Origin of the sequence: Arthrobacter sp. SD76 (assembly GCF_049726125.1) — a bacterium.
GTDB classification, from domain to species: domain Bacteria; phylum Actinomycetota; class Actinomycetes; order Actinomycetales; family Micrococcaceae; genus Arthrobacter; species Arthrobacter nitrophenolicus.
On the sequence record NZ_JBNBLR010000001.1, the window covers coordinates 1470855 to 1497184 of the forward strand.

A 26330-nucleotide genomic window follows, 5' to 3' on the forward strand; every position below is an offset into this window, starting at 1 on the left:
CCCCACCATGTTCGAGCGAGGGACGGTCCCGTCCGGGACCAGCTCAGCAGCGCCCGCCCGGCAGCGGCTCGTCGTCGTCGGAAGCGGCATCGCCGGCCTGTACGCCGCCCTGCTGGCGGCCGACGCCGGTGCCGATACCGTCCTGCTGACCAAGGGCCGGCTGGGCGAAAGCAACACCTGGTACGCCCAGGGCGGGATTTCAGCCGTGCTCCAGGTCCCCGCGCCCGGCGACACCGTGGCCGCGCACATCGCCGACACACTCCGGGCCGGTGCCGGGCACTGCGATGAAGTGGCCGTCCGGCTCATGTGCACCGAAGCGCGGCTGGACATTGAGGGCCTCCGGCGGTTCGGCGTGCGCTTTGACATGGGGAACGGCGGCGGCCCGGCCCTTGGCCTGGAAGCGGCGCACAGCGCGCCCCGCATCCTCCACGCCGGCGGCGATGCCACCGGCGCCAGGGTTGCCGAGGCCCTGATCCGTGCCGTGCTGGCAGCGCAGGCGGAAGGCAAACTGCGGGTCCTGACCAGGGCCTACGCAACCGCCCTGCTGAAGGACGGCGGCCGGGTCACCGGCGTCGGGTATCTTCAGGACGGCCGGACAGCCGGCATCGAGGCCGACGCCGTCCTGCTGGCCACGGGCGGCGCCGGCCAACTGTTCGCCCAGACCACCAACCCCGGCGTTGCCACCGCCGACGGCCTCGCGCTCGCCGTCCGCGCCGGCGCAGCCACCGCGGACCTGGAGTTCTTCCAGTTCCACCCGACCTGCATGGTGGACACGGCCGCTGACCGGTCTGCCGCCCCGGCCGGGCCGCTGCTGATCTCCGAAGCGGTCCGCGGGGAAGGCGCCATCCTGGTTGACGCCGGCGGGCGCCGCTTCATGCGCGCCTACCACCCCGACGCCGAACTCGCCCCGCGCGACGTCGTATCACGCAGCATCGCCCTCCACCTGGCCAAACTCGGCGACCCGAACGGCCACGTCTACCTGGACGCACGCGTCATCGAGGAGGCGCGCGGCGCAGGGTTCCTCGAGCGCCGGTTCCCCACCCTCACCCGGAAGACCCGCGAGGCCGGCATCGACTGGACCCGCGAACTTGTCCCGGTGGCGCCGGCGGCCCACTACTGGATGGGCGGCATCGCCACCGACCACTCCGCCCGCACCAGCATCCCCGGGCTCTACGCCGCCGGCGAAGTCGCCCGCACCGGTGTCCACGGCGCAAACCGGCTGGCCAGCAACTCGCTCCTCGAAGGACTCGTCTTCGGCCGCCGCGCTGTTGAGGACTTCCTCGCCTCGCCCGACGGCGCTTCTTGGGGGGCGCCTGCCGGCGCTCCTCCGCGGACTGTCTCGGCCGCTGCCGGCCTCCCCTTGACGTCCGCTTCCGGAGCACCGGCAGGCGCCGAGCCACGCTGCACCTTGGGAGACGCGAGGGTTGGTTCAGCTGGCGGGGCCGGTTTCTCGTTTAGTGGGGGAGGGGATGCTCGTTTTTCGCGGGAGGCTCTTCGCCGGTTGATGACTTCGCATGCTGGTGTTTTGCGGTCGGGGGAGCTGTTGGGGGAGGCCGCCGGCACCCTGGAGCGGTGGGCCGGCGTCGTTCCAACCGGTGCTGCTGATGCCGTCGCTGCGCATGAGGACCGGAACCTGCTGCTGGCGGCCCGGCTGCTGGTTGCTGCAGCGCTGGAACGCTCCGAATCCCTTGGTGCCCACTACCGCAGCGACGAACCCGTCGAAACCATGTCACTTCCGAAAGCGAGCCTTGTCCATGACTGAGCACTCCGTAATCGACCAGGCCGTCCGTCCCGGGCGGGCTCCCGGCCTGACCCTTCCCGCAGGCCCCGTCCGGGAAATCCTGGAACGGGCGTACGCCGAGGACGCCCCAGCCGGGGACATCACCTCGCAGCTGCTGATCCCGGCCGCCGCCCGAGCCACGGCCGTCCTGAACGCCCGTGTGCCAGGTGTCCTCAGCGGGGCCACCGTGTTCCGCGATGCGATGCAGCTGGTGGATCCGGGCATCAGCGTCGAACTGCTGGTGGCGGACGGGGAAACGTTCGACGCCGGCACCCACCTCGCCCGGGTCAGCGGCCCCGCCAGGTCCGTGCTGCTCGCCGAGCGGGTTGCACTCAACCTGGTCCAGCGGATGTCCGCCATCGCCACCCGGACCGCCGAGTTCGTGCAGCTGACCCGGGGCACGCGGGCGCGGATCACCGACACCCGGAAAACCACCCCGGGCCTGCGGATCCTGGAGCGCTTTGCCGTGCGCTGCGGCGGCGGGGCCAACCACCGCTACAGCCTCTCCGACGCAGTGCTGGCCAAGGACAACCACCTGGCGGTGATGACCGGCGGGGACCCGGCCAGGCTCACGGAACTGCTGCTCGAAGCCAGGGCGCAGCTGGGGCACACCACGCACTTCGAAGTGGAAGTGGACCGGATGGACCAGATTGAACCGGTCCTGGCGGCAGGCGTGGACACCATCATGCTGGACAACTTCAGCACCGAAGAGCTGGCCGCAGGGGTTGCCCTGGTGGCGGGACGGGCCCGGGTGGAAGCGAGCGGGAACGTCAACATCCACACGGTTGCGGAAATCGCCGCCACCGGCGTGGATGTCATCTCCGTCGGCGCCCTGACGCACACAGTGGCTGCCCTCGACCTCGGCCTGGACGTGGAACTGACCGTCGGGTGAGCACACTGTGATTTTCCTGGATGCCGCCGCCACCACCCCCGTCCGCCGTGAGGTGCTCGAGGCCATGTGGCCCTACCTCACCGGAGAATTCGGAAACCCCTCCAGCCACCACACGCTGGGGGAGTCCGCCGCGCGGGCACTGGCTGACGCCCGGGCCTCCGTGGCCGCCGCACTGGGCTGCCGGCCGGGCGAAGTGACCTTCACGTCGGGAGGGACCGAAGCTGACAACCTGGCCGTGAAGGGCATCGCCCTGGCCCGGCAGGCCGCGGACCCTGCCGTGAACCGGGTGGTGATCAGCGCCGTCGAACACCCGGCGGTGGAGGAATCCGCCCGCTACCTGGAACGCTTCCACGGCTTCAGTGTGGACGTGGTGCCGGTGGACAGCTATGGACAGGTGACGCCCAAGTCGCTCGGGGACGTCCTCCGGCCGGAGACGGCGCTGGTCAGCGTGATGTACGCCAACAATGAGGTGGGCACCGTCCAGCCGATCACGGAGCTGGACGCCCTGGCCAGGGAGCGCGGAATCCCCTTCCACACCGACGCCGTGCAGGCGGCAGGCTGGCTGGCCCTGGACACCAAGGCCCTCGGCGTGGACGCACTGAGCATCTCCGGCCACAAACTGGGGGCGCCCAAAGGCTGTGGCGTGCTCTATGTCCGGAGCCGGACAAGGATGGAACCGCTCATCCACGGGGGCGGGCAGGAACGGGGCCGGCGGTCCGGCACCGAGAACGTTGCCGGCGCCGTCGGCCTGGCCACCGCGCTGGCACTCTCCCAGGCACGCCAGCAGGACCAGCAGGCGAGGGTCACGGCGCTACGGGACAACTTCGTCAGTGCAGTGTTGTCGGCCGTCCCGGAGCCGTCCTCACCGGCCACCCCACGGACCGCCTCCCGTCCGTGGCGTCCTTCTGCTTCCCCGGCACCAGCGGCGAGTCCGTGCTGCTGGAACTGGAACGCCAGGGCGTGGTGTGTTCCAGCGGATCGGCGTGTGCAGCCGGATCGGATGCGCCGTCGCCGGTGCTGACGGCCCTGGGGATTCCCGCCGAGGTTGCCCAGACGGCGGTCCGGTTCAGCTTCGATTCCTCCGTCACCGCGGAGGACCTGGCCGCTGCGGCCGCCGCCGTGGGTTCCGCCGTCACCAGCGTCAGGGCCCTGGGCGCAGGCTGACGGCGCCGGCTGAACGCACGGGCTGACGGCGCTGGTCGCTGATCGCTGGCCATGGGCGCCGGCAGCATTGTTTGACGGCGCGACGACGCCACGGCTTAGGCGGGCGTCAGTACAGCTCGCCCACCGGGATATCCACGGCCAGACGGTTGGCCGGGCCCGGCAGGGGGCACGCCCACGCCTCGTTGTAGGCGCAGGACGGGTTGTAGGCAAAGTTGAAGTCCAGGACGAACGTGGCATCGGCGCCGGTGCCCTGGACACCGTGGAAGGCGCCCTTGATGGTGTCCAGGAGGTACCGTCCGCCACCGTAGCTGCCGCCCGGCTGGCCCGCCGTCGCATCCCTGAACGGCACGAAGATGCCGCCGCCGTACCCATGCAGTTTCCACACGGCAAGCTGCCCCATCTCCGGCAGGTCAAAGGTGCCCAGCCGGATGAAGTGGACCACGCCGTCGGTCCCGGTGTCCACCGCCATCTCCCGGCCGGCACCCTCCTTGGTCAGCGGCACGTGGAAGCGGTAGATGGGGTCATAGTCGGCCGTTTTGAGGCCGGAGAACAGCGCCTTGCCCTCGGCAGTGAGTGCCGAGGCCGGGTGCGTGGCAAACATCAGGTCCCGCTGGTGCCGCCAGTAGGAATGCGCCTCCGCCGGACTTTCGGCGGAGATCTTCCGGACGTTTTCGTACAGGGCAAAGGTCCGGAGCCGCCAGTCCGCGATGTCGACGGCGGAGATGTCCGCGGGGTTTTCTTCGGCCGTGCCGTGCTGTTCCGCCATAGTCCCCAGCCTAGCCCCCGTGACAGGTATGCAGGTTCGACGGCGACACGCCCACCGGGCACGCCCGGTCCGGCGGCTGGGATCCGGACGGGAGGGGCCGGCAGGAAACACCCCGTCGCCCGCCGTGGCAAGCAGGGAAGCGCGGCTAGGCTGGCTCCATGAGAGGCAAGGCACCGGTTCCCGTCCTGTCCGCCGTTTTCCTGCTGGCTGCTGCGTTGGCCGTGCCTGGATGCTCCGGGCCGCAGGACAGCGGTCCCGGTTGGACGGCGCAGCCTGACGCGACGCCGTCACCTGCCGGCCCAAGTGCCGGTTCCGGCGCGTCACCGGCCCCGGCCACGGACGGGGCTTCCGCCATTGCCACCGCCGGACCGTCACCTGCCGCCACGGCCGCCGCCTGGAAGACGTTCTCCGATCCCGCGAAGACCGTGAGTTTCGAACTGCCGCAGGAGTGGATCGCCCAGTCCGTAACTCCTGATGAGGGGACCCTGCCCGGTGCGCTGAAGATTGAGGTCAAGAAGCCCGACGGTACGTTCATGGCAGCCCTGCGGACCGGACTGCCGCCGTCGGCCGCTGACTGCCCCGAAAGCGTCCGCAAACCGTACACCGTGATCAGCAGCCTGCCGGTGGACGTGGCGGCCGCGGGCGGCGAGGGGACCATCCCGCCGCGGATGGTGTTCCGGGTGATCCAGGGGTACAGGTTCTTCGGGTCCTACGGCATCACCAACGTGGTGGGCGGCGCCGGCAACAGGCGTGCGAACTCCGGAACGTGGTCCGCGGACCGGCGGGCAAGGGGACTGGTCCTTCGGCGACCTGGTGTCCCTGAAGGCGTTCGCGCCGGACGAGAGGGTAGCCCCCGCCAAGGCGTTCGACACCCTCGGCCAGGCGGCTGAGTATGTGGAGGGAAGCGCGGACTTCGCCAACGTGCAGCGGATGCTAATGTCTCTGGAGATCAAAAACTAGTCCCGCTGCCGGCTCCCACAGGAGCGGGTATGGCGGGGGCTTTCCTTCCGACGCCGACACCCCCCGGAGATTCATGGAACGCTCTGTTTCCGCACGCGTGGCCTTCCGCACCGCAGCCAACACCAAGGTGGCCATGGCCATCGCAGTGGCGCGGAACAGCGGCTACTCCTCCTTCAAGGAGTCCCTGTCCGTCAAGGCCGGCGGCGAGGAGGTGGCGCTGACCGAAATCGGCGACCACCACGGCGGCAGGTTCCACTACATGGAGTTCAGCGAACCCTCCGACGTCACGGTGGAGTATGCGGCCACCGTGGCCGGGCGGGGGGAGCCGGAGGACACCGGCCTCGCCGACCGCATCCGCTACGTCCGTCCCAGCCGGTATGCGGAGTCGGACCGGCTGCTGCCCACCGCCTATGCCGAGTTCGACAGCGTCTCCGGAACCGGGCTGCTGCACGCGGTGCGCAATTGGGTCCACGGCGAGCTCCGCTACCTCAGCGGCTCATCCCGCGGCACCGACGGCGCCGTGGAAACGCTGCTCAGCAGGCGCGGCGTGTGCCGGGACTTCGCGCACCTCGCCATCGCCCTGCTGCGGTCCAAGGACATTCCGGCCCGCCTGGCGGCGGTCTATGCCCCCGGGCTCAACCCCATGGACTTCCACGCCGTGGCGGAGGCCTACGTGGACGGCGCCTGGCACGTCATCGACCCCACGGGGCTCGCCCCGCGCGAGTCGATGCTGCGCATCACCGCCGGGCGGGACTCCTCAGATACCGCCTTCCTCTCCACGGTGGGCGGCAGCCTGGTCCTCAACCAGCTGAAGGTCACCGCCGTCGTCAACGGGGACCTGCCGGTTGAGGACGCCGACCGGCTGGTGCAGCTGGGCTAGCGTTTCCCCAGGGAATCCCGGAGCTTCTCCGTCAGCCGGCGGAGCTCCTTCTGCTCCGCGGGCGTCAGGGCCGGGCCCACCAGCGCGGAAATGTCGCGGACGTGCTCACGGCCAATCTCCTTTTGGAGCTCCCGGCCTTCATCGGTGAGCTGGATCAGGATGCCGCGGCCGTCCTCCGGGGCCGGCATCCGTGCCACCAGCCCGCGCTTCTCCAGCCGCTCCACCAGCCGGCTCAGGCTGGACTGGCTCAGCAGGACGTTGTCATTGAGCTCGTTGAGCCGCAGCCAGCCGGAAGGGCAGCGGGACAGCGTGAACAGGACGTCGTACTCGTTTACCGCCAGCTTCCGGAAAGCCGGGCCCGACTGCAGTTTCCGCATCACAGCCACCTGGGCCCGGAACAGCGACTCCCAGGTCTCCGCCGCGAGGCGGACGGGCGATTCCGGTCCTCCGGCAGCCATTACGCCTCCGCCGGGGTCTTTGCAGCGTCCTGGGCAGCCAGCAGCGTGGCCACGCGGCCTGCATGGGTGGGCGGCTCTGGAACGTGGGCGGGTTTGCGCGCGGCGTACTCCTTGCGCAGCACCGGAAGGACTTCCTCGCCGAACAGGTCCAGCTGCTCCAGCACCGTCTTCAGCGGAAGGCCGGCGTGGTCAATGAGGAACAGCTGCCGCTGGTAGTCGCCGAAGTGCTCGCGGAAGGTCAGGGTCTTTTCAATGACTTCCTGCGGGCTGCCCACCGTAAGGGGCGTTTGCGCGGTGAAATCCTCCAGCGACGGCCCGTGCCCGTAGACGGGGGCGTTGTCGAAGTAGGGCCGGAATTCCCGGACGGCGTCCTGGGAGTTCTTCCGCATGAAGAACTGGCCGCCCAGGCCAACGATCGCCTGGTCCGCCTTGCCGTGGCCGTAGTGCTCGTAGCGCTCGCGGTAGAGGCCGATCAGCTGCTGGTAGTGCTCCTTGGGCCAGAAGATGTTGTTGGCGAAGAAGCCGTCACCGTAGTACGCGGCCACTTCGGCGATCTGCGGCGTGCGGATGGAGCCGTGCCAGACGAAGGGGGCGACGCCGTCGAGCGGGCGGGGCGTGGAGGTGAAGTTCTGCAGCGGGGTGCGGAACTTTCCGGACCAGTTCACGGTGTCCTCGTCCCACAGCCGGCGCAGCAGGCTGTAGTTCTCAATGGCCAGCTCCACGCCGTCCTGGATGTTCTTGCCGAACCAGGGGTACACCGGTGCGGTGTTGCCGCGGCCAAGGACCAGGTCCACGCGCCCGTCGGCAAGATGCTGGAGCATCGCGAAGTCCTCGGCGATCTTCACGGGGTCGTTCGTGGTGATCAGCGTGGTGGCCGTTGACAGGATGATCCGCTCGGTCTGAGCCGCGATGTAGGCGAGCGTGGTGGTGGGGGAGGAGGAGAAGAACGGCCGGTTATGGTGCTCGCCCAGCGCATAGACGTCCATCCCGATCTCTTCGACCTTTTTGGCGATGGCAACAGAGGCCTTGATCCGCTCGTTCTCGGTGGGAGTGCGGCCCGTGGTGGGATCCGTGGTGATGTCGCTGACGCTGAAGACGCCGATCTGCATGATGTGCCCTTTCCTCTGGAGTTGCGAGCTTGGTTCAAGTGTAAACCAATTTAGATGCATTTGCATCTATCGTCGGGTACAACGCAGCCGGGCGGCGAATATTCCCTGTTTTACTCCGGGCTTCCCTGGGCGGCACGGCGGCCGCTGACCTTGGGCACCATGCCCGTGGTCCAGTCGTCGAATTCCTCATCCACGTCGGTGGCGGCAGCGAACTCGGGGCGTTCCTGGAGTTCCCGGAGCAGCGCCTTCTTCTCGCGCCGGCCCTCCACCAGCCGGTACAGCACCGGGACCAGGACGAGCGTCAGGGCCGTTGAGGAGACGAGCCCGCCGATCACCACCACGGCCAGCGGCTGCGAAATGAATCCCCCGCCGCCCGTGAGCCCCATTGCCATGGGGGTAAGGGCGAAGACCGTTGCCAGTGCCGTCATCAGGATGGGCCGGAGCCGCTGGCGGGCCCCGTGCGTGATGGCGTCCGCAACGTTCATCCCCGGCCGTCCGTCACGTGGCTGCCGGTACTGGTTGATGAGGTCGATCAGCACGATGGCGTTGGTGACCACGATGCCCACCAGCATGAGCATGCCGATCAGGGACGGGAGGCCAAGCGGGACGCCTGTCACCAGCAGCAGGGCCACGGCCCCGGTGGCCGCGAACGGAACGGAGACCAGCAGGATCAGCGGCTGGACCAGGGATTTGAAGGTGGCCACCATGATCACGTAGACGATGGCGATGGCCGCCAGCAGGGCCAGGCCAAGCTGCCGGAACGATTCCGCCTGCTGCGTGGTTGCGCCGCCGATTTCTGCGGTCACCCCCGGCGGGAGCTGCACGTCAGCCAGCCGCTTCTGGACTTCGGCGCTGACCGCACCAAGGTTGGAGCCCGACGGCGTGACGGAGACCCGTGCGGTCCGCTGCCCGTTGATGGCAGTGATGGAGACCGGAACGTCTACCTGTTCCACGGAGGCGATGGTGCCCAGCGTCACCGGGCCGGCGGCTGCGGGCAGCGGGATGTTCCGCACGGCGTCGATGCTGGTGAACCGGGTTCCCTTGCCGATCTGCACCGGGAAGTCGTCGGTGTCGATCCGGACTTCGCCTGCCGGGATGGGGCTGATGGTGGATGCGAGGACCCCGGCAACCTGTTCCTCGTTGAGGCCCGCCGCCACAGCCTTGGCCCGGTCCACCTTCACCTGCACGACGGGCTGGGTGGCTGCCAGGTTGGTTTCCACCTCACTGCTGCCCGGGACACCGGCCATGGCCGCAACCATTGTGTCGCTCGCTTCCTGCAGGTCGGCGGTGCTGGCAGCCTTGAGGGTGATGTCCACGGTGGAGGATGTGCCGAAGCCGCCCTGCTGCGTTCCCACCGATACCTTCCCGGAATCCGGCACTTTGGCCAGTTCGGAACGCACGGTGTCCTGCAGTTCCACCTGGTCCGCCTTTTCGTCGGTGACCACGGTGAAGGTGGAATTCGAGGAGCCGGTGGAGACGAGGGCGGCGAACCCGGCCTGTGCGTTGCCTGATGTCACCTGGACGTCCTTGATGCCGTCGATGCCGCGGAGCACCTCCTCCAGCCGGACGGCAGCCGCGCTGGTGTCCGCCAGGCTGGTTCCGGCGGGGAGCACCTGGCGGACGGTCATGCTGTTCTGGCCGGAATTGCCCAGGAGGTTGGTGGCCAGCAGGGGAGCCATGGCGGCGGTCGCGCCCAGCACCAGTACTGCTGCCACCAACGTGATGACGGGGTGCTTCTGCGTCGAGGTCAGGATGGGCAGGTAGCCCCGCTGCAGCCGGCTGCGCTGCTCGGCTTCCAGCGCCTTCGCCCGGGCCTCGGCGGCGAAGGCCCGCGCCGCGGCGGAATCCGCCTGCAGTCCGCCGGGCACCGCGCCCTTGTTCCGGAGGAACCAGTAGGCCAGCACCGGAACGATTGTCAGTGAGACCAGCAGCGAGGCCAGCAACGCCATGGTGACAGTCAGGGCGAAGGGCCGGAACAGCTCGCCCGCCAGTTCACCAACGAAGGCAATGGGCAGGAACACGGCAACCGTGGTCAGGGTGGAAGCGGTGATGGCACCGGCAACCTCCCGGATGGCGGTGAGGATGGCGGTGACCTTCTCCTCCCCGTACGTGAGGTGCCGCTTGATGTTTTCGATGACGACGATCGAGTCATCCACTACCCGGCCGATGGCGATGGTCAGCGCGCCGAGCGTCAGGATGTTCAGCGAGTAGTTGGTGGCCGAGAGCCCGATGAAGGTGATCAGCAGGGACAGCGGGATGGAAACGGCGGTCACCAGGGTGGAACGGGTGGACATCAGGAAGACCAGGATGACGGCCACGGCGAAGCCCAGTCCCAGCAGGCCCTCCGTGGTCAGGTCCTTGATGGACTTTTCGATGAAGGGTGCCTGGTCGAAGACCGGCGTGAACTTCGCGCCGGAACCCAGTTCGGTTTCCAGGTCGCCCAGCATGTCCCGCACGGCGTGGGAGATGGCCACAGTGTCACCCTCGGGCTTCTTGGTGACGGACACCGCAAGGGTTTCCTCCCCGTTGGTGCGGGTGATCGACGTGCGTTCATCGTCCTGCAGCGACACGTCCGCCACGGAGCCGACGGTGGCGGGCATTCTTTGCCCCGGACAGCGGGAGGGCCTTGATGGCGTCGAGCGAGTCCACCGGGCTGCCGATCTGCAAGGACAGCGTCTTGCCCTCTTCCTCCAGGGTTCCGGCCGGCACCAGTGCACCGTTGTTTGCGAGCGCGTCCCGGATGGAGGTGATGCTGGACCCGCGGCCGCCATGGCCTCAGGGCGCGGAAGGATCTCGATGTGCTGGGTGGCCCCGCCGGTGACGTCGGCTCCCCGGACGCCGTCGATCTTCTGCAGCCTCGGCACGCTCAGGCGCTGAAGGTCGGCATTGAGTTCGCTGAGCGGCTTGTCCGAGGACACGGCCAGGAAGACGATCGGGAAGTCGCTGATGCTGCCGGCGATGGCCTGCGGCTGGACGTCCTCCGGCAGCGTCCTCTTGGCGTTGGAGATGGCGCGGTCAATCTGGGCGCGGGCGCGGTCCAGGTTGGAGCCATAAGTGAAGACCAGGGTGATCTGCGAAACCCCGTTCCGCGAGGTGGAGGAGGTGGACTCAAGCCCCTCCACCCCGTTGAGCGCCGTCTCCAGCGGCCCGCTCACCTGCTTGTCCACGACCTCCGGAGAGGCTCCGGGCATGGCGGTGAGCACCGTGATCCGCGGGAACTCAATGGAAGGAATGAGCTCCTGCTTCAGCGAGGTCATGGTGATCACGCCGAAGACGGACGCAAAGACGGTGATCAGTGCGATCAGCGCCCGGTTCGCCAGGGAGAGGTGGGCCAGCCGGAACATCGCATGCACTCCTGGAGGGTAGGGGAACTGGTGCGTTCCGGCTGGTGCCGGCCGGTGGCCCCGGCCGGGTCAGCGGCCGGCGGAAACGCTCTCCAGCTGCAGTGACTTGGCGGTCGCCTGCTCCAGCTCGACGGCGAGGTCCGGATTCTCATCCAGCTTCACCCCGTAGCCGGGCATCATGTCCTTGAGCTTCGACTGCCAGCCCTTGAAGTTCTTCGGGAACGTCTTCTGCAGCAGTTCGATCATGATGGGAACGGCGGTCGAAGCTCCGGGGGACGCGCCGAGGAGCGCGCCGATGGAGCCATCACGGCCGGCGATCACTTCAGTACCGAATTGCAGGACACCGCCCTTGTTGGGGTCTTTCTTGATGATCTGTACACGCTGGCCGGCGGTAATCAGTTCCCAGTCGCCATCCTTGGCCTCGGGGTAGTACTCACGCAGCGCCTCCACCTTGTCCCCGTGCCGCTTGGCCACTTCCTTGATCAGGTAGGCGGTGAGGTCCATGTTGTCCTTGGCCACGGCAAGCATCGGAATGATGTTGGACGGGCGGATGGACAGCGGCAGGTCCAGGTAGGAGCCGTTCTTGAGGAAGTTGGTGGAGAACCCGGCGTAGGGGCCGAACAGCAGTGAACGCTTGCCGTCCACGTAGCGGGTGTCCAGGTGCGGGACGGACATGGGCGGAGCGCCCACCGACGCCTGGCCGTACACCTTGGCGCTGTGCTGGGCCGCGATGGTTTCGTCGGTGCAGCGGAAGAACTGGCCGGACACGGGGAACCCGCCGTAGCCCTTGCTTTCCGGGATGCCGGAAGCCTGGAGCAGGTGGAGGGCGCCGCCCCCGGCACCGACGAAGACGAACTTGGCATGGATCTTGCCGTGTTCGCCGGACTTCGGGTACTTCAGCGAGAGGTCCCAGCCGCCGTCGGACGCGCGGGAAATCCCCGTGACGTCGTGGCCGTAGTTGATTTCGACGCCGTTGTTCCCCAGGTACGTTGTCAGCTCGCGGGTCAGTGCCCCGAAGTCGACGTCGGTGCCTTCGGCGGCACGCGTGGCGGCAACACGCTGCTTCGGGTCGCGTCCCTTGACGATCAGCGGAGCCCACTTGGCGATCTGCGCCTGGTCCTCCGAGTACTCCATGCTCCGGAACAGGGTGTGCGGCTTCAGTGCCTCATACCGGGTCTTCAGGAAGCGGGTGTGGTCCTCGCCGATCACGAAGCTCATGTGCGGCACGGTGTTGATGAAGCCCTTGGGCGAACCGATGAGGTTCCGGTCCACCAGGTGGGACCAGAACTGCCGGGAGAGCTGGAACTGCTCGTTGATGAGCAGTGCCTTGGCGGGGTTTACTGAGCCGTCTTTGGCTGCAGGGGAGTAGTTGAGTTCGCAGAGGGCGGCATGGCCGGTTCCTGCGTTGTTCCACGGGCCCGAGCTTTCAAGCCCGGGCTGGTCCAGCCGCTCGAACAGGGAGATGGTCCAGTTCGGCTCCAGCTGCTTGAGAAATGCCCCCAGCGTGGCGCTCATGATGCCGCCGCCAATCAGGACGACGTCGGCATGCGGGGTCTTGGAAATGAAGGTCACGATCAGTCTCCGATTGCAGCGGCTCTGGCTGTCACAGAATATCCCCGGGCAGCCGACATACTGAAATTGGCTCCGCCCGTCAAGGCTTTAGTTGCACCTTCGTGAAAACTTCATTAAGACTGGCGAGGCCGGGTAGCCCACCACCCGGTCGGAGAGGGCCAGTGCAGAGATGGGGAAGGCGATCGGAACGGCCGGTACGGTGGCAGCGATCTGGGCGTTGATGGTGTGATATTGCTCATCCCGCTCCTGTCCTTCCGGCAGGCCACGGGCGCGGTTGATCTTGGAGAAGACCTGCGGATCCTGGTAGCCGAACTCGCCGTTCTTCTCCCCGAACAGGGGACCCACGAAGTTGTCGGCATCGGAGTAGGAGCCGTTCCAGCCGAGGAGGTGGAGCGCGTGGTCGCCAGGTGACTGGACCTTCTGGAGGTAGCCTTCGGACCATTCCACCGGGACCGGCCGGACATTGAAGCCCGCCGCGGTGAGCTGCCGGCTGAGCTCGGCGTACACCTTCTCAGGGGTGGGCAGGTACGGCCGCGTGACGTTCAGCGGGTAGTAGAACTTCAGTTCCTCGCCCGCGTAACCGGCTTCCTTGAGGTACTCCTTGGCTTTTGCCAGGTCATGGCCCAGTTCCGGGGCATCGTTGTTGAAGCCGCTGATCTTCGGCGGGACAAACTGGGTTGCCTTTGCCGTGTTGTCGATGAAGAACTTCCGGATCAGGGTTTCCTTGTCGATCGCCATCTCGATGGCCTGCCGGACCTTCAAATTCTGCAGGACCGGCACCTCCTGGTTGATGCCCACGTACATCACCGAGAACGGGTCCCGCTGGACGATCTGCTTTCCACGCTTGACCAGTTGGTCGAAGTTGCCGACGGTCACGGCATCGTAGCCGTCGATTTTGCCGTCGAGCAGGGCCTGGAGCCGGAGCTGCGGATGGTTGTAGGCCAGGAAATTGATGGTGGCAATCTGGCCCCGCTCGCCCCAGTACGCCTTGTTGGTCACCAGGGTGACACTTTCCGCGTCCCAGGACGCGAGGCTGAAAGGACCTGTACCCACGGGACTGGTGGCAAAGGCGGACAGCGGGGGACCACCGCGGTCCTGGTCCAGGACGTCTGCGGTGCCGGCAGCGAGTGCGGCAGGTGACGCCATGGCGAACGCGGGAAGGGTGAGCGCCTGGAGGAACGCGGTGAACCGCTGGGTCAGGTCGATCCGTACCGTGTGCTCGGACAGGGCCGTGCAGCTCTTGAAGATGGACAGGTCCGGCTCATCCGAGTGTGCCTTGAAGACTCCCTTGAACGAGCTTCCCGGGGCCTGCCGGCGCAGCTCCGCGGAGAAGGCGAACCACCGGTTGAAGTTCACGCAGACGGCGTCCGCGTTGAAGGGTGTGCCGTCCTGGAAGACCACTCCCTTGCGCAGCGTGAAGGTATAGGAGCGGCCCTCGTTGGACTCGCTCCATTCCGTGGCCAGCAACGGTGTGGGCTTGCCCGTGGTCTGGTCCACGCCCACCAGCCCCTCAAGGATCTGCCGGGTGATCCGCTGTGACTCGACGTCGCTGGACAGTGCCGGGTCAAGTCCCAGGGGCTGTGCCGCGGTGCCGAAGTTGAAGGTGGCCGTGGGTTCGGGTGGGGTGGTGGCGCTGGGTGAACCGGACGACGGCGAAGGGGCCGGAGCTGCCGTGCACGAGGTTGCACCCAGTGCCAGGAGGGCGGCGCCGGCCGTCAGGACCGTCCGCCGCGATGGACTGCTGGGCACTCGTGGATCACCTCTGGATATTGCCGGCTCCGCTACCTGCGGGCCGGAAAGGCCAGTCTAATTGACGGTGCTGCCGGTGCCGGCACCGCTGTTGTCCCCCACATGCCGCCGCCGTTTAAGCGCCGGCGCCGGGCTCCGCGGTTGGCGGGGCCCGGCGTCCGGATGGTTCGCAGTGCGGTAGTGCCTGCTGCCTACTTGGGCATCAGCACAGAGTCGATGAGGTAGACGGTGGCGTTCTTGGTCTTGACGCCGCCGCAGATCACGTTGGCGTCATCAACCTTGAGCGCGTCGCCGCTGCCGCTCACGGTGACGGAGCCGCCCTGGACAGTTGCGTGGGTGCCGGCGATCATGTCGGGCGTGATCTGGCCGGGGACAACGTGGTAGGTGAGGATCTTGCTCAGGAGTGCGTCGTCGGTCTTCAGCGTTTCGATGGTGGCCGGGTCGATCTTGGCGAAGGCCTCGTCCACCGGGGCGAAGACCGTGAACTCGCCGCCGTTAAGCGTCTCCACCAGGTCAACCTTGGGGTTCAGCTTCCCGGAAACGGCCGCGGTCAGGGTGGTCAGGATGGGGTTGTTCGAGGCGGCAACTGCCACGGGATCGAGGGCCATGCCTTCAACCGAGCCGGCGCCGGTGGGAACCTGCTCGGCGTAGCCGGCGCAACCCGGGCCCACCAGGTTTGCTGCGGGATCCATGGCAGCGGCGGACGGGCTTGCCGACGGGGAGGCGGCCATGCTGGAGGCTGCCGCGGACGGGCTTTCAGCCGCGGCGGAAGACCCCGAGGTGCTGCCGGTCCCGCCACAGGCGGTCAGGCCCAGCAATGCTGCAGCGGCAACGCCTGCGACGCTGAAGGTTGTGCGCGTGATTGTCTGCATTTCAGTTCTCCTTGGATCATGGCTTCTGCTCGCCGCAGACGGACTGTCCGCGGCGTCTATCAGGTCTGGCTTTGTAAGCACCTGCCCAGGCTGGTGTCTCATTGGCTATTCGGCCGGTGGACAGGACCGGATGGGTGGATCCAGGAAGTTTTTTCGGCGGCGGAAGAAATCCGGCCGCAGCGAACGCGCAGGTGAAGGGGGTGTTGGCCCTGTTAAGGCAGAAGATCCCCGCTGCCGGATGAACTGCACCCCGGCCGGGGGATCTCCTGATGTGATGTGCGCAAGGGGGGACTTGAACCCCCACGCCCGAAGGCACAGGAACCTAAATCCTGCGTGTCTGCCAATTTCACCACTCGCGCGTGGCGTCATGCCGAGGTGCGTAAAACCGGTACCTCAAAGCAGTACCGGCAATGCGTACGACGGCGGATGCCAGTTTTCATTGTAGCGTCGCCCGCGGCGTGGCCATGCCAGGCCGCGACAGGTCAGGCGTCCAGCTTCAGGTCGCGGCGCAGTTTGGCGACGTGGCCGGTTGCGCGGACGTTGTACTGGGCAAGCAGAACCTGGCCGTCGGGGTCCACCACGATGGTGGAGCGGATCAGGCCCTCGTACGTCTTTCCATAGTTCTTCTTTTCGCCCCAGGCGCCGTAGGCCTCGGCCACCGCGTGGTCCTCATCGGCGAGCAAAGGAAAAGTCAGTTCCTCCTTGGCGGCGAACTTGGCCAGCTTTTCCACCGGGTCCGGCGAAATTCCCACAACGTCGTACCCGGCCGACTGCAGGGACGACAGGCTGTCACGGAAGTCGCAGGCCTCCTTGGTGCAGCCCGGCGTGGAAGCGGCCGGGTAGAAGTAGACGATGGTGTGCCGGCCGTTGCCCGGGGACAGGCTGACGTCCTGGCCGGATGAGTCCTTGAGGGTAAATGCGGGGGCTTTGTCGCCAATCACGAGTCTGTCAGCCATTGTTTTTCTCCTAGTTGCAGGCGGGACACAACAGCCTAGTAAGGGGGAGGGGCCGGTGCTAATCGGCACTTGGCTATACTTGCTGCTATGCCTGATATGGAGCACTGGCCCACGGGACGCCTCTTGTCCACTGCTGCGCGCCTCGTAGAACACTCATGGAACGAAAAACTTGGTGCCATCGGTCTCACGCATGCCGGAGTCATAGCCATTGAGGTTTTGGCTGCCCAGGGACCCATGACCCAGGCACAGCTTGCCCAGTTTGTGCGTGTACAGGCACAAACCATGGGCAAAACCCTCAGCCGGCTTGAGTCGCACGGGCACATCGTGCGGGTTCGCAGCACGTCGGACCGCAGGAGCCACGTGGTGTCACTCACCGAACGGGGCAAGGAAGCGGTTGCGGCTGCCGTCGAGATGGAGCGTTCCGTCCTTGCCTCCGCGTCGATCGACCCTGAAGTACTACGGCAGGAGCTCAAGGCCGTGGTCCGGGAACTCGCCAGCCAGTTCGGCACCGTGCCCAGCAACGCCGCGGCCCTCGTGGAGAACCGCCCTAGGCAGTTCCTGCCGCCGGCCGGTCCGGACAAACGGGGCGTGACCGCAGTTTCAGCAGAAGCTGCAGTCACGCCTTTTTTGTGGGCGCTGTAACCACCGTTGCCGGGCGGGTACGGCGCGGCGCTGCCACCCCGTATCCGCGGCATAAAAACAAACGCGGCATAAAAACAAAACAGCCCCCGGCCCGCGTTTCCGCAAGCCGGAGGCTGTTTTCCCAGTGGTGCACCCCCCCGGGACTTGAACCCGGAACCCATTGATTAAGAGTCAATTGCTCTGCCAATTGAGCTAGAGGTGCATCTTGTTTGTTTCAGTCATTCGGGCTTTTTCTTTCCCGTTGACCTCCGCAACGACATGAAACTCTACACGAACTTTTGGTGCATGTGAAATCGGGCCCCGCTTCGAGGGGCGGGTCGCGTTCGGGCTGGCAAAACCCCCGGAAAATCAAGGGTTTCCGGGGGTTTTGCGCGTCACTGCCTGCCGGAAAAGACGTCCTGATCCTGCAGAGCCGGCCGGCGGGTTCCTGTGAGTTGGGCCACAGCCGGCCGGGGTGGCTGCTAAAGGCGCTTGCGGCGGGGCGCCCGGAAACCCGCGGCTTCCGCATGCGCCGCCGATTCAAACCAGACGTCAGCCCTGGTTTCCGCGAAGTCCGGGTGCCCTTCCTCGTAATAGACCATCGCGCCGGCGTCGCCCTTGACCTCGAACCCGGCAGGTCCGGCGCCGTCCGGCCCTGCTGCGGCGGAGCCGGCACCGTAGGGTTCGGCTGCGGCGAGGTGCCCGGCGGCTTCCGGCTGGTATCCGGCCCCGGTGTCTTCCCCGGGACCCCGGTCCTGCACGTCGTGGTCGGCCCCTGTTTCCACCAAGGCAGAGGACTGTGCCCGGTCCAGGGTCTCGGCTTCCGCCGCACCGGCCGGAACGGCGGGGCCTGTTGCCGCGGGGGTCGTCCCTGCCGCCGCGGTTCCCTGTGTGGCAGTTCCCTGCGTGGCGGGGGAGGGGGTTCCGCTGGCGCCTGTCCGGGCTGCTGCCGGGGTGCCGGCGTCGTCCGCTTCTTCAACTGCGGCGGTTTCGGCGCCCGGAAGGGTCGGCGCATGCGGTTCCGTGTACTCGGGATGGTGGACGGGCCGGGCAGGTTCCGCGGCGGACTGTTCCGTCGCGCCGTGAGGCGCTGCCGGAGCCACTGCTTCGGGGGTGGTATGCGATGCCGCTGCTGAACCGGCGCGGGCGGAGGTGGACCCGCCTGCTTCGGACCACTGGGTTTCCCATTCGGCCTGGTCCTGGTGCCGCCGCTCGTCGTGGGATGTCCCGCCGGCGCTGCCATGAGAGGCATCCGCACCGGCCGGCGTTGCCGCGCTGGACCCGGCCCCCGACCGCTCCCGCCGCGGCGTTTCTTCCACCGGTGCCGGGGCCGGTTCGTCAGCGGTAGTGGGTGCCGCGGGCTCGGCAGGCCGGCCGAAGCCGGCCGCAGTGGCGATCCCCGTGGTGCCTGCCGCCTCAGCGGAAGGAGCGGCCCCGCCTGAGGACAGTGCGCCGTCGCTGCGGGGAGCATTCGTCACGGTCGGCTCGTGCTGCGACTTCGTCGAATTGCTGCGGTTCAGCAACCACCACACGATGCCGACGGCCACAACAATCAGAATGACCCAGAAAAACGTATCCATGGCTAACCCTTCAGTCAGGAGGCAAGGTGTCCTGCCCCCGACGCTACGTCGGGTGCCTAACGCTGTCTAGGTTTTCGCACGCCGGAAGCGGGGCAGCGGTACAGGCAGGGGTGAGGCGGGCCACACCTGGAATACCCCGGAAGGTGTTTGCGTCTCAAAATATGAGATTCCAGTCCACTATCTGGCAGAAATAATCCGGATTTTCGGCTTTGCCCGCCTTGCGCGGTCCTTCCGGCCTCCGTCAGAGCCATAGACTTTCCCCTATGAGTGAGACCACCATCGCAACCGACAACAAGCCTGACATCAAACCCCGTAGCCGGGTCGTAACCGACGGAATCCACGCTGCACCGGCACGTGGCATGTTCCGGGCGGTCGGCATGGGGGACGACGACTTCGCGAAGCCCCAGGTCGGTGTCGCGAGCTCGTGGAACGAAATCACTCCCTGCAACCTCTCCCTTAACCGGCTTGCCCAGGGCGCCAAGGAAGGCGTCCACGCCGGCGGCGGTTTCCCCATGCAGTTCGGCACCATCTCGGTCTCGGACGGCATCTCCATGGGACATGAGGGCATGCACTTCTCCCTCGTGTCCCGCGAGGTCATCGCAGACTCCGTGGAAACCGTCATGCAGGCCGAGCGCATCGATGGATCCGTGCTGCTGGCAGGCTGCGACAAATCCCTTCCCGGCATGCTCATGGCCGCCGCCCGCCTGGACTTGTCCAGCGTGTTCCTCTACGCCGGCTCCATCATGCCCGGCTGGGTCAAGCTTGAGGACGGCTCCGAAAAGGAAGTCACCCTCATCGACGCCTTCGAGGCTGTTGGCGCCTGCGCGGCCGGCAAGATGAGCATGGAGGACCTGACCCGGATCGAAAAGGCCATCTGCCCCGGCGAAGGTGCCTGCGGCGGCATGTACACGGCCAACACCATGGCCTGCATCGGTGAGGCCCTGGGCATGTCCCTGCCCGGCTCCGCAGCCCCGCCGTCGGCGGACCGCCGTCGCGATGAGTTCGCCCGCAAGTCCGGCGAAGCTGTGGTCAACCTGCTGCGCCAGGGCATCACCGCCCGCGACATCATGACCAAGAAGGCCTTCGAGAACGCCATCGCCGTGACCATGGCGTTCGGCGGCTCCACCAACGCCGTCCTGCACCTGCTGGCCATCGCCCGTGAGGCGGAGGTCGAGCTGACCCTGGACGACTTCAACCGCATCGGCGACAAGATCCCGCACCTTGGCGACCTCAAGCCCTTCGGCCGCTACGTGATGACGGACGTCGACAAGATCGGCGGCGTCCCGGTCATCATGAAGGCGCTGCTCGACGCCGGCCTGCTGCACGGGGACTGCCTCACCGTGACCGGCAAGACCGTCGCGGAAAACCTCGAGGCCATCAACCCGCCGGACGTGGACGGCAAGATCCTGCGTGCGCTGGACAACCCCATCCACAAGACGGGCGGCATCACCATCCTGCACGGCACCATGGCCCCCGAAGGCGCCGTCGTGAAGAGCGCCGGCTTCGACGCTGACGTCTTTGAAGGCACTGCCCGCGTGTTCGAGCGTGAACAGGGAGCCCTGGACGCGCTGGACAACGGCCAGATCAAGGCCGGCGACGTTGTCGTGATCCGTTACGAAGGCCCCAAGGGCGGTCCCGGTATGCGCGAGATGCTCGCCATCACCGGCGCCATCAAGGGCGCCGGCCTGGGCAAGGACGTCCTGCTCCTGACCGACGGCCGGTTCTCCGGCGGCACCACCGGCCTGTGCATCGGCCACGTTGCGCCTGAAGCGGTCGACGGCGGCCCCATCGCCTTCGTCAAGGACGGCGACCGGATCCGCGTCGACATCGCCGCCCGCAGCTTCGACCTGCTGGTTGACGAAGGCGAACTCGAAGCCCGCAGGGTGGGCTGGGAGCCGCTGCCGGCCCGTTACACCAAGGGTGTCCTGGCCAAGTACGCCAAGCTGGTGCACAGCGCCAGCACCGGCGCATACTGCGGCTAGGAGGTCTCGACAGGCTCAACCACCGGCCGTTGGTTGAGCCCGTCGATACCGTTGGTCCTGCATCGCGGGATCAAAAGGTGGACAATGTTGTCCACATGGTGAGATAGGGTGGTGCTTCGTTGACACCCATCCCACCAGAGGGAAAACTGAACGCATGACTTTCGTTACCGCCGGCACCGTCGTCGTCCTTACCAAGCGCGTGGCACTATAGCCTCCTCTGGTAACGAACCGTCACGCGCAAACCCCTCGAAGAGCCGCCAGGCTGAGGGGTTTTTTTATTTCCTGCAGTTTCCATGAACCACAGATGATCCACAAGGAAGAGTCCGATGAGCAAAGGATCGCCGATCAGCCCCTCGCTGTTGGCTACCAAGTCCACTGGAGCCACCAAGGCTCCGGAACGCGCCGACCGGACGGCTGACAATGCCGCCGTCGTCGCCGACCTTGCTGCCGCCTCTCCTGTCCTTGGGCCGAACAGCGTTGTACCCCCAACGGTGATGACCGGCTCGCAAGCTATTGTCCGCTCGCTCGAAGAACTCGGCGTCGACGATATTTTCGGTTTGCCTGGTGGCGCGATCCTGCCCACCTACGACCCCTTGATGGCCTCCACCATGAATCACGTGCTGGTCCGTCACGAACAGGGAGCCGGCCACGCCGCGCAAGGCTACGCCATGGTCACCGGACGGGTTGGCGTCTGCATCGCCACCTCGGGCCCGGGTGCCACCAACCTCGTTACCGCCATCATGGATGCCCACATGGACTCCGTGCCGCTGGTGGCCATCACCGGCCAGGTGTCCAGTGGAGTGATCGGCACCGACGCTTTCCAGGAAGCGGACATCGTGGGCATCACCATGCCCATCACCAAGCACTCGTTCCTGGTCACCGACCCCAACGACATCCCGCACGTCATGGCGGAGGCGTTCCACCTCGCCTCCACCGGCCGTCCCGGCCCGGTGCTGGTGGATGTTGCCAAGGACGCCCAGGTGGGCCAGATGACGTTCTCCTGGCCGCCGAAGATCGACCTGCCCGGATACCGCCCCGTCACCCGGGGCCACAACAAGCAGGTGCGCGAAGCCGCGAAACTCATCGCCGCTTCCACCAAGCCTGTCCTGTACGTGGGCGGCGGTGTGGTCAAGGCACACGCAAGCGCCGAACTGCTGGCCCTCGCCGAGGCCACGGGCGCCCCGGTGGTGACCACGCTGATGGCCAAGGGCGTGTTCCCGGACTCGCACCCGCAGCATGTGGGCATGCCCGGCATGCACGGCAGTGTTTCCGCCGTTACGGCGCTGCAGCAGGCCGACCTCCTGATCACCCTGGGCGCACGGTTCGACGACCGCGTTACCGGCGTGCTCAAGACGTTCGCGCCGATGGCCAAGGTCATCCACGCCGACATCGACCCCGCGGAAATCTCCAAGAACCGCACCGCCGATGTCCCCATCGTCGGTTCGGTCAAGGAAATCATTCCCGAACTGACCGACGCCGTGCATGCGCAGTTCGGCAGCACCGGAACCCCGGACCTCACCACGTGGTGGGCTTTCCTGAACAACCTCAAGGAAACCTACCCGCTGGGCTGGACCGAACCGGACGACGGCCTCACCGCTCCGCAGAAGGTCATCGAACGCATCGGCGCCCTCACCGGCCCCGAAGGCGTGTACGTGGCAGGCGTGGGCCAGCACCAGATGTGGGCAGCGCAGTTCATCAAGTACGAGCGCCCGCACGCCTGGCTGAACTCGGGCGGTGCCGGAACCATGGGTTACGCCGTACCGGCCGCCATGGGCGCCAAGGTGGGGGAGCCGGACCGGGTGGTCTGGGCCATCGACGGCGACGGCTGCTTCCAGATGACCAACCAGGAACTGGCCACCTGCGCCATCAACAACATTCCCATCAAGGTTGCGGTCATCAACAACTCCTCACTGGGCATGGTGCGCCAGTGGCAGACCCTCTTCTACGAAGGCCGCTACTCCAACACCGACCTCAACACGGGCCACGACACCGTCCGCATCCCGGACTTCGTCAAGCTGGGGGAGGCCTACGGCTGCGCGTCGTTCCGCTGCGAACGCGACGAGGACATCGACGCCACCATCCAGAAGGCCCTCGAGATCAACGACCGGCCCGTTGTCATCGACTTCGTGGTCAGCCCCAACTCGATGGTGTGGCCGATGGTGCCCGCCGGCGTGAGTAACGACCAGATCCAGGTCGCCCGCAACATGACCCCGGAATGGGAAGAAGAGGACTGAGCATGAGCCGCCACACCCTGTCCGTCCTTGTCGAAGACAAGCCGGGCGTCCTGACCCGCGTCGCGAGCCTCTTTGCCCGCCGCGCCTTCAACATCAACTCCCTGGCCGTCGGCCCCACCGAAGTACCGGGCATCTCCCGGATGACGGTGGTTGTCGACGCCGACGGCGACCTGATCGAACAGGTCACCAAGCAGCTCAACAAGCTGATCAATGTCATCAAGATCGTTGAGCTGACCTCCGAATCTTCCGTACAGCGCGACCACATCCTGGTCAAGGTACGTGCGGATGCCGCAACACGCCTGCAGGTTACCCAGGCTGCAGACCTGTTCCGTGCCGCCGTCGTCGACGTGTCTACAGACTCGTTGGTGATCGAGGCAACCGGTACCCCGGAGAAGCTTGCAGCGCTGCTTTCAGTGCTGGAGCCCTTCGGCATCCGCGAAATCGTGCAGTCCGGCACCCTGGCCGTTGGACGGGGATCCCGCTCCATGAGTGACCGGGCGCTGCGTTCCGCCTAGGCCTGCCCAGGCGGAACTCCGCCCGGAACCGCAAGCACCACACCACCTATCTACCAAAACACTCAAGAGGAGTTACGCAAGTGACTGAAATGTTCTACGACGACGACGCCGACCTGTCGATCATCCAGGGCCGCAAGGTTGCCATCGTTGGCTACGGCTCGCAGGGCCACGCCCACGCGCTCAACCTGCGCGATTCCGGCGTCGACGTCGTTATCGCCCTGCAGGAAGGCTCCAAGTCCAGGGCCAAGGCCGAGGATGCGGGCTTCACCGTCAAGAACGTGGCCGACGCCGCCGAGTGGGCCGACGTCATCATGATCCTGGCGCCGGACCAGCACCAGCGCTCTATCTTCAACGACTCCATCAAGGACAAGCTGACTCCGGGCAAGGCACTGGCCTTCGCCCACGGCTTCAACATCCGCTTCGGCTACATCCAGGCACCGGAGGGCGTAGACGTCATCCTGGTCGCCCCGAAGGCACCCGGCCACACCGTCCGCCGCGAGTTCGAGGCCGGCCGCGGCATCCCGGACATCATCGCCGTCGAGCAGGACGCCTCCGGTTCCGCCTGGGATCTGGCAAAGTCCTACGCCAAGGCCATCGGCGGCACCCGCGCCGGCGTCATCAAGACCACTTTCACCGAAGAGACCGAAACGGACCTCTTCGGCGAGCAGGCCGTCCTGTGCGGCGGCGTCTCCCAGCTGATCCAGTACGGCTTCGAGACCCTGACCGAAGCCGGCTACCAGCCGCAGATCGCCTACTTCGAGGTGCTCCACGAGCTCAAGCTCATCGTTGACCTCATGTGGGAAGGCGGCATCGCCAAGCAGCGCTGGAGCGTCTCCGACACCGCAGAGTACGGCGACTACGTCTCCGGCCCGCGCGTCATCACCCCCGAGGTGAAGGAAAACATGAAGGCTGTCCTGGCCGACGTCCAGTCCGGTGCCTTCGCCAAGCGCTTCATCGAGGACCAGGACAACGGCGGCGTGGAGTTCAAGGAACTGCGCGCCAAGGCTGAGCAGCACCCGATCGAGGCCGTGGGCCGCGAGCTGCGCTCCCTGTTCTCCTGGCAGCAGCAGGACGTGGACTACGTGGAAGGCTCCGCAGCCCGCTAAGGCTGCCGGAAACCCGCCCTAACCAGGGCCGCGGTGAGGCCGGGTTCACACTTAACAATGTGAGCCCGGCCTTTCCGTCGGCCTAGACTTGTTCCATCCCCAGGACTGCAACGCAGAGGATCAGCCGTGTCAAAACCCGTAGTACTGCTCGCCGAAGAACTTTCCCCCGCCACCGTCGAGGCCCTTGGCCCGGACTTCGAAATCCGCCAGACCGACGGCGCCGACCGTTCCCAGCTGCTCTCGGCGATCAGTGACGTTGACGCCATCCTGGTCCGCTCCGCGACCCAGGTGGATGCTGAAGCCATCGCCGCCGCAAAGAACCTGAAGGTCATCGCCCGCGCCGGCGTGGGACTGGACAACGTGGACATCAAGGCCGCCACGCAGGCAGGCGTGATGGTGGTCAACGCCCCCACGTCCAACATCGTCTCCGCTGCGGAACTCACCGTGGGCCACATCCTCAGCCTCGCCCGCCATATCCCGCAGGCCAGCGCCGCCCTCAAGGACGGCGAATGGAAGCGCTCCAAGTACACGGGCATCGAACTGTTCGAGAAGAAAATCGGCATCATCGGCCTCGGCCGGATCGGCGCCCTCGTCGCAGCCCGGCTCAAAGGCTTCGACACCAAAATCCTCGCGTACGACCCCTACATCACCTCCGCCCGCGCGGCCCAGCTCGGCGTGCAGCTGGTCACCCTGGACGAGCTCCTGGCCCAGGCCGACTTCATCACCATCCACATGCCCAAGACCCCTGAAACCGTGGGCATGCTGGGCGCGGACGCCTTCAAGAAGATGAAGAACACCGCCTACGTCGTCAACGTGGCCCGCGGCGGCCTGGTGGACGAGGAAGCCCTCTTCACGGCGCTTCAGGACGGCGAAATTGCCGGCGCCGGCGTCGACGTCTTCGCCAAGGAGCCCAGCACCGACCTGCCGTTCTTCAAGCTCGACAACGTGGTGGTCACCCCGCACCTGGGCGCCTCCACCGACGAAGCCCAGGAAAAGGCCGGCGTTTCGGTGGCAAAGTCGGTCCGCCTGGCCCTCGCCGGTGAGCTGGTCCCGGATGCCGTCAACGTCGCCGGCGGCGTCATCGCCCCCGACGTCCGCCCCGGCATCCCGCTGATCGAAAAGCTGGGCCGCATCTTCACCGCCCTGACCCACGATTCCCTGACCCAGTTCGACGTCGAGGTTGCCGGCGAAATCTCGTCGCTGGACGTCAAGGTCCTGGAACTGGCAGCCCTGAAGGGCATCTTCGCGGACGTCGTGACCGAGCAGGTCTCCTACGTCAACGCCCCGGTCATCGCGGAGCAGCGCGGCATCAACGTCCGCCTGATCACCACTGCGGAGACCGAGTCCTACCGCAACGTCCTAACCCTGCGCGGCGCGCTGAGCGACGGCAGCCAGATCTCCGTGGCGGGAACCCTGACCGGTCCCAAGCAGATCCAGAAGCTCGTAGGCATCAACGGCTTCGAGGTGGAAATCCCGATCAGCGAGCACGTGGTGGTTGTTGGCTACACCGACCGCCCCGGCGTCATCGGCACCATCGGCCACATCCTGGGCATGAACAACATCAACATCGCCGGCATGCAGGTGGCCCGCCACGACCAGGGCGGCCAGGTCCTCGCCCTGCTCACCGTGGACAGCTCCGTGCCGCAGCAGGTGCTGGACGCCATCAAGGCCGGCATCGGCGCCGACATGGTCCGGGAAGTGGACTTGGAAGACTAAACACCCCGGCAGTGGCCGGGAAACGCCGTACCAACGGCCCCCGCCGGGCGTGTCCCGGCGGGGCCACATATGAT

The 26330-nt window shown here is 66.7% G+C and carries 15 protein-coding genes, 2 tRNA genes and 5 pseudogenes; 11 read left to right on the forward strand and 11 right to left on the reverse strand.

What is annotated here, in order from left to right:
- Positions 1–7: 7 nt before the first annotated feature.
- The 3 genes and pseudogenes from nadB (at position 8) to ACPEE0_RS07260 (ending at position 3836) form a co-directional block, all read left to right on the forward strand.
- Positions 8–1762 (forward strand): L-aspartate oxidase, encoded by a 1755-nt coding sequence (nadB, locus tag ACPEE0_RS07250; protein WP_424574222.1) that lies wholly within the window; start codon positions 8–10, stop codon positions 1760–1762.
- Entirely contained in the window at positions 1755–2672 is a 918-nt protein-coding gene (gene nadC, locus ACPEE0_RS07255) for a carboxylating nicotinate-nucleotide diphosphorylase (protein WP_407709612.1), read from the forward strand. The genes nadB and nadC overlap by 8 nt, the downstream gene beginning before the upstream one ends.
- 7 nt (positions 2673–2679) lie before the next feature.
- Positions 2680–3836, forward strand: a pseudogene (locus ACPEE0_RS07260) (cysteine desulfurase family protein).
- 106 nt (positions 3837–3942) lie between these two features.
- Here ACPEE0_RS07260 and ACPEE0_RS07265 read toward each other — a convergent pair.
- Positions 3943–4602: a DUF1684 domain-containing protein gene (locus ACPEE0_RS07265; protein ID WP_424574223.1), complete on the reverse strand. Its 660-nt coding sequence runs from the start codon at positions 4600–4602 to the stop codon at positions 3943–3945.
- A 158-nt stretch (positions 4603–4760) separates the two neighbouring features.
- Here ACPEE0_RS07265 and ACPEE0_RS07270 point away from each other — a divergent pair.
- A pseudogene (locus tag ACPEE0_RS07270) lies at positions 4761–5562 on the forward strand (hypothetical protein).
- A gap of 73 nt (positions 5563–5635) precedes the next feature.
- On the forward strand, positions 5636–6442 hold the full coding sequence (locus ACPEE0_RS07275; protein ID WP_424574224.1) for a transglutaminase-like domain-containing protein: 807 nt from the start codon (positions 5636–5638) through the stop codon (positions 6440–6442).
- On the opposite strand, the gene ACPEE0_RS07280 is transcribed toward ACPEE0_RS07275, so the two are convergent.
- The 8 genes and pseudogenes from ACPEE0_RS07280 to bcp form a co-directional block, all read right to left on the reverse strand.
- Positions 6439–6900 (reverse strand): MarR family winged helix-turn-helix transcriptional regulator, encoded by a 462-nt coding sequence (locus tag ACPEE0_RS07280; protein WP_424574225.1) that lies wholly within the window; start codon positions 6898–6900, stop codon positions 6439–6441. The genes ACPEE0_RS07275 and ACPEE0_RS07280 overlap by 4 nt on opposite strands.
- Positions 6900–8009 carry an LLM class flavin-dependent oxidoreductase gene (locus tag ACPEE0_RS07285; protein WP_009356528.1) on the reverse strand — a complete coding sequence of 370 codons (1110 nt, stop codon included), beginning with the start codon at positions 8007–8009 and terminating at the stop codon, positions 6900–6902. The genes ACPEE0_RS07280 and ACPEE0_RS07285 overlap by 1 nt, the downstream gene beginning before the upstream one ends.
- A 110-nt stretch (positions 8010–8119) precedes the next feature.
- Positions 8120–11353 (reverse strand): annotated as a pseudogene (locus tag ACPEE0_RS07290) (efflux RND transporter permease subunit).
- Positions 11354–11422: 69 nt separating this feature from the next.
- Positions 11423–12925, reverse strand: a complete 1503-nt coding sequence (locus ACPEE0_RS07295) for a malate:quinone oxidoreductase (RefSeq protein WP_009356530.1) — start codon at positions 12923–12925, stop codon at positions 11423–11425.
- A gap of 79 nt (positions 12926–13004) precedes the next feature.
- Positions 13005–14674: pseudogene (locus ACPEE0_RS07300) on the reverse strand (ABC transporter substrate-binding protein).
- Positions 14675–14865: 191 nt separating this feature from the next.
- Positions 14866–15546 carry a fasciclin domain-containing protein gene (locus ACPEE0_RS07305; RefSeq protein WP_424574226.1) on the reverse strand — a complete coding sequence of 227 codons (681 nt, stop codon included), beginning with the start codon at positions 15544–15546 and terminating at the stop codon, positions 14866–14868.
- A gap of 277 nt (positions 15547–15823) precedes the next feature.
- A tRNA-Leu gene (locus ACPEE0_RS07310) sits at positions 15824–15905 on the reverse strand.
- A 123-nt stretch (positions 15906–16028) separates the two neighbouring features.
- On the reverse strand, positions 16029–16502 hold the full coding sequence (bcp, locus tag ACPEE0_RS07315; protein WP_424574227.1) for a thioredoxin-dependent thiol peroxidase: 474 nt from the start codon (positions 16500–16502) through the stop codon (positions 16029–16031).
- Positions 16503–16598: 96 nt separating this feature from the next.
- On the opposite strand from bcp, the pseudogene ACPEE0_RS07320 reads away from it, so the two are divergent.
- A pseudogene (locus ACPEE0_RS07320) lies at positions 16599–17045 on the forward strand (MarR family winged helix-turn-helix transcriptional regulator); the annotation flags it as partial.
- Positions 17046–17269: 224 nt separating this feature from the next.
- Here the strand turns inward: ACPEE0_RS07320 and ACPEE0_RS07325 are convergent.
- Positions 17270–17346 (reverse strand) — tRNA-Lys (locus ACPEE0_RS07325).
- A 259-nt stretch (positions 17347–17605) separates the two neighbouring features.
- Positions 17606–18703 carry a hypothetical protein gene (locus ACPEE0_RS07330; protein ID WP_424574228.1) on the reverse strand — a complete coding sequence of 366 codons (1098 nt, stop codon included), beginning with the start codon at positions 18701–18703 and terminating at the stop codon, positions 17606–17608.
- Between the two features lie 263 nt (positions 18704–18966).
- On the opposite strand from ACPEE0_RS07330, the gene ilvD reads away from it, so the two are divergent.
- The 5 genes from ilvD to serA all read left to right on the forward strand — a co-directional run bounded on the left by ilvD (position 18967) and on the right by serA (position 26256).
- A complete protein-coding gene (ilvD, locus tag ACPEE0_RS07335) occupies positions 18967–20685 on the forward strand; it encodes a dihydroxy-acid dehydratase (RefSeq protein WP_424574229.1) in 1719 nt (572 codons plus the stop codon).
- A 326-nt stretch (positions 20686–21011) separates the two neighbouring features.
- Entirely contained in the window at positions 21012–22919 is a 1908-nt protein-coding gene (locus ACPEE0_RS07340) for an acetolactate synthase large subunit (RefSeq protein ID WP_424574230.1), read from the forward strand.
- A 2-nt stretch (positions 22920–22921) separates the two neighbouring features.
- The gene (gene ilvN, locus ACPEE0_RS07345; RefSeq protein ID WP_009356538.1) at positions 22922–23434 is read left to right on the forward strand and encodes an acetolactate synthase small subunit; all 513 of its coding nucleotides are present in this window, start codon (positions 22922–22924) and stop codon (positions 23432–23434) included.
- Positions 23435–23514: 80 nt separating this feature from the next.
- A complete protein-coding gene (ilvC, locus tag ACPEE0_RS07350) occupies positions 23515–24540 on the forward strand; it encodes a ketol-acid reductoisomerase (protein ID WP_424574231.1) in 1026 nt (341 codons plus the stop codon).
- 126 nt (positions 24541–24666) lie between these two features.
- The gene (serA, locus tag ACPEE0_RS07355; RefSeq protein WP_009356540.1) at positions 24667–26256 is read left to right on the forward strand and encodes a phosphoglycerate dehydrogenase; all 1590 of its coding nucleotides are present in this window, start codon (positions 24667–24669) and stop codon (positions 26254–26256) included.
- Positions 26257–26330 lie beyond the last annotated feature (74 nt).

Excerpts from the sequence above, each read along its gene's own strand:
- ACPEE0_RS07285 (WP_009356528.1), bottom strand. The coding sequence starts at position 8,009 with ATGCAGATCGGCGTCTTCAGCGTCAGCGACATCACCACGGATCCCACC.
- ACPEE0_RS07340 (WP_424574230.1), top strand. The coding sequence starts at position 21,012 with ATGAGCAAAGGATCGCCGATCAGCCCCTCGCTGTTGGCTACCAAGTCC.
- ACPEE0_RS07275 (WP_424574224.1), top strand. The coding sequence starts at position 5,636 with ATGGAACGCTCTGTTTCCGCACGCGTGGCCTTCCGCACCGCAGCCAAC.
- bcp (WP_424574227.1), bottom strand. The coding sequence starts at position 16,502 with ATGGCTGACAGACTCGTGATTGGCGACAAAGCCCCCGCATTTACCCTC.
- ilvD (WP_424574229.1), top strand. The coding sequence starts at position 18,967 with ATGAGTGAGACCACCATCGCAACCGACAACAAGCCTGACATCAAACCC.
- nadB (WP_424574222.1), top strand. The coding sequence starts at position 8 with ATGTTCGAGCGAGGGACGGTCCCGTCCGGGACCAGCTCAGCAGCGCCC.
- ilvN (WP_009356538.1), top strand. The coding sequence starts at position 22,922 with ATGAGCCGCCACACCCTGTCCGTCCTTGTCGAAGACAAGCCGGGCGTC.
- ACPEE0_RS07330 (WP_424574228.1), bottom strand. The coding sequence starts at position 18,703 with ATGGATACGTTTTTCTGGGTCATTCTGATTGTTGTGGCCGTCGGCATC.
- ACPEE0_RS07305 (WP_424574226.1), bottom strand. The coding sequence starts at position 15,546 with ATGCAGACAATCACGCGCACAACCTTCAGCGTCGCAGGCGTTGCCGCT.
- ACPEE0_RS07280 (WP_424574225.1), bottom strand. The coding sequence starts at position 6,900 with ATGGCTGCCGGAGGACCGGAATCGCCCGTCCGCCTCGCGGCGGAGACC.
- nadC (WP_407709612.1), top strand. The coding sequence starts at position 1,755 with ATGACTGAGCACTCCGTAATCGACCAGGCCGTCCGTCCCGGGCGGGCT.
- ACPEE0_RS07265 (WP_424574223.1), bottom strand. The coding sequence starts at position 4,602 with ATGGCGGAACAGCACGGCACGGCCGAAGAAAACCCCGCGGACATCTCC.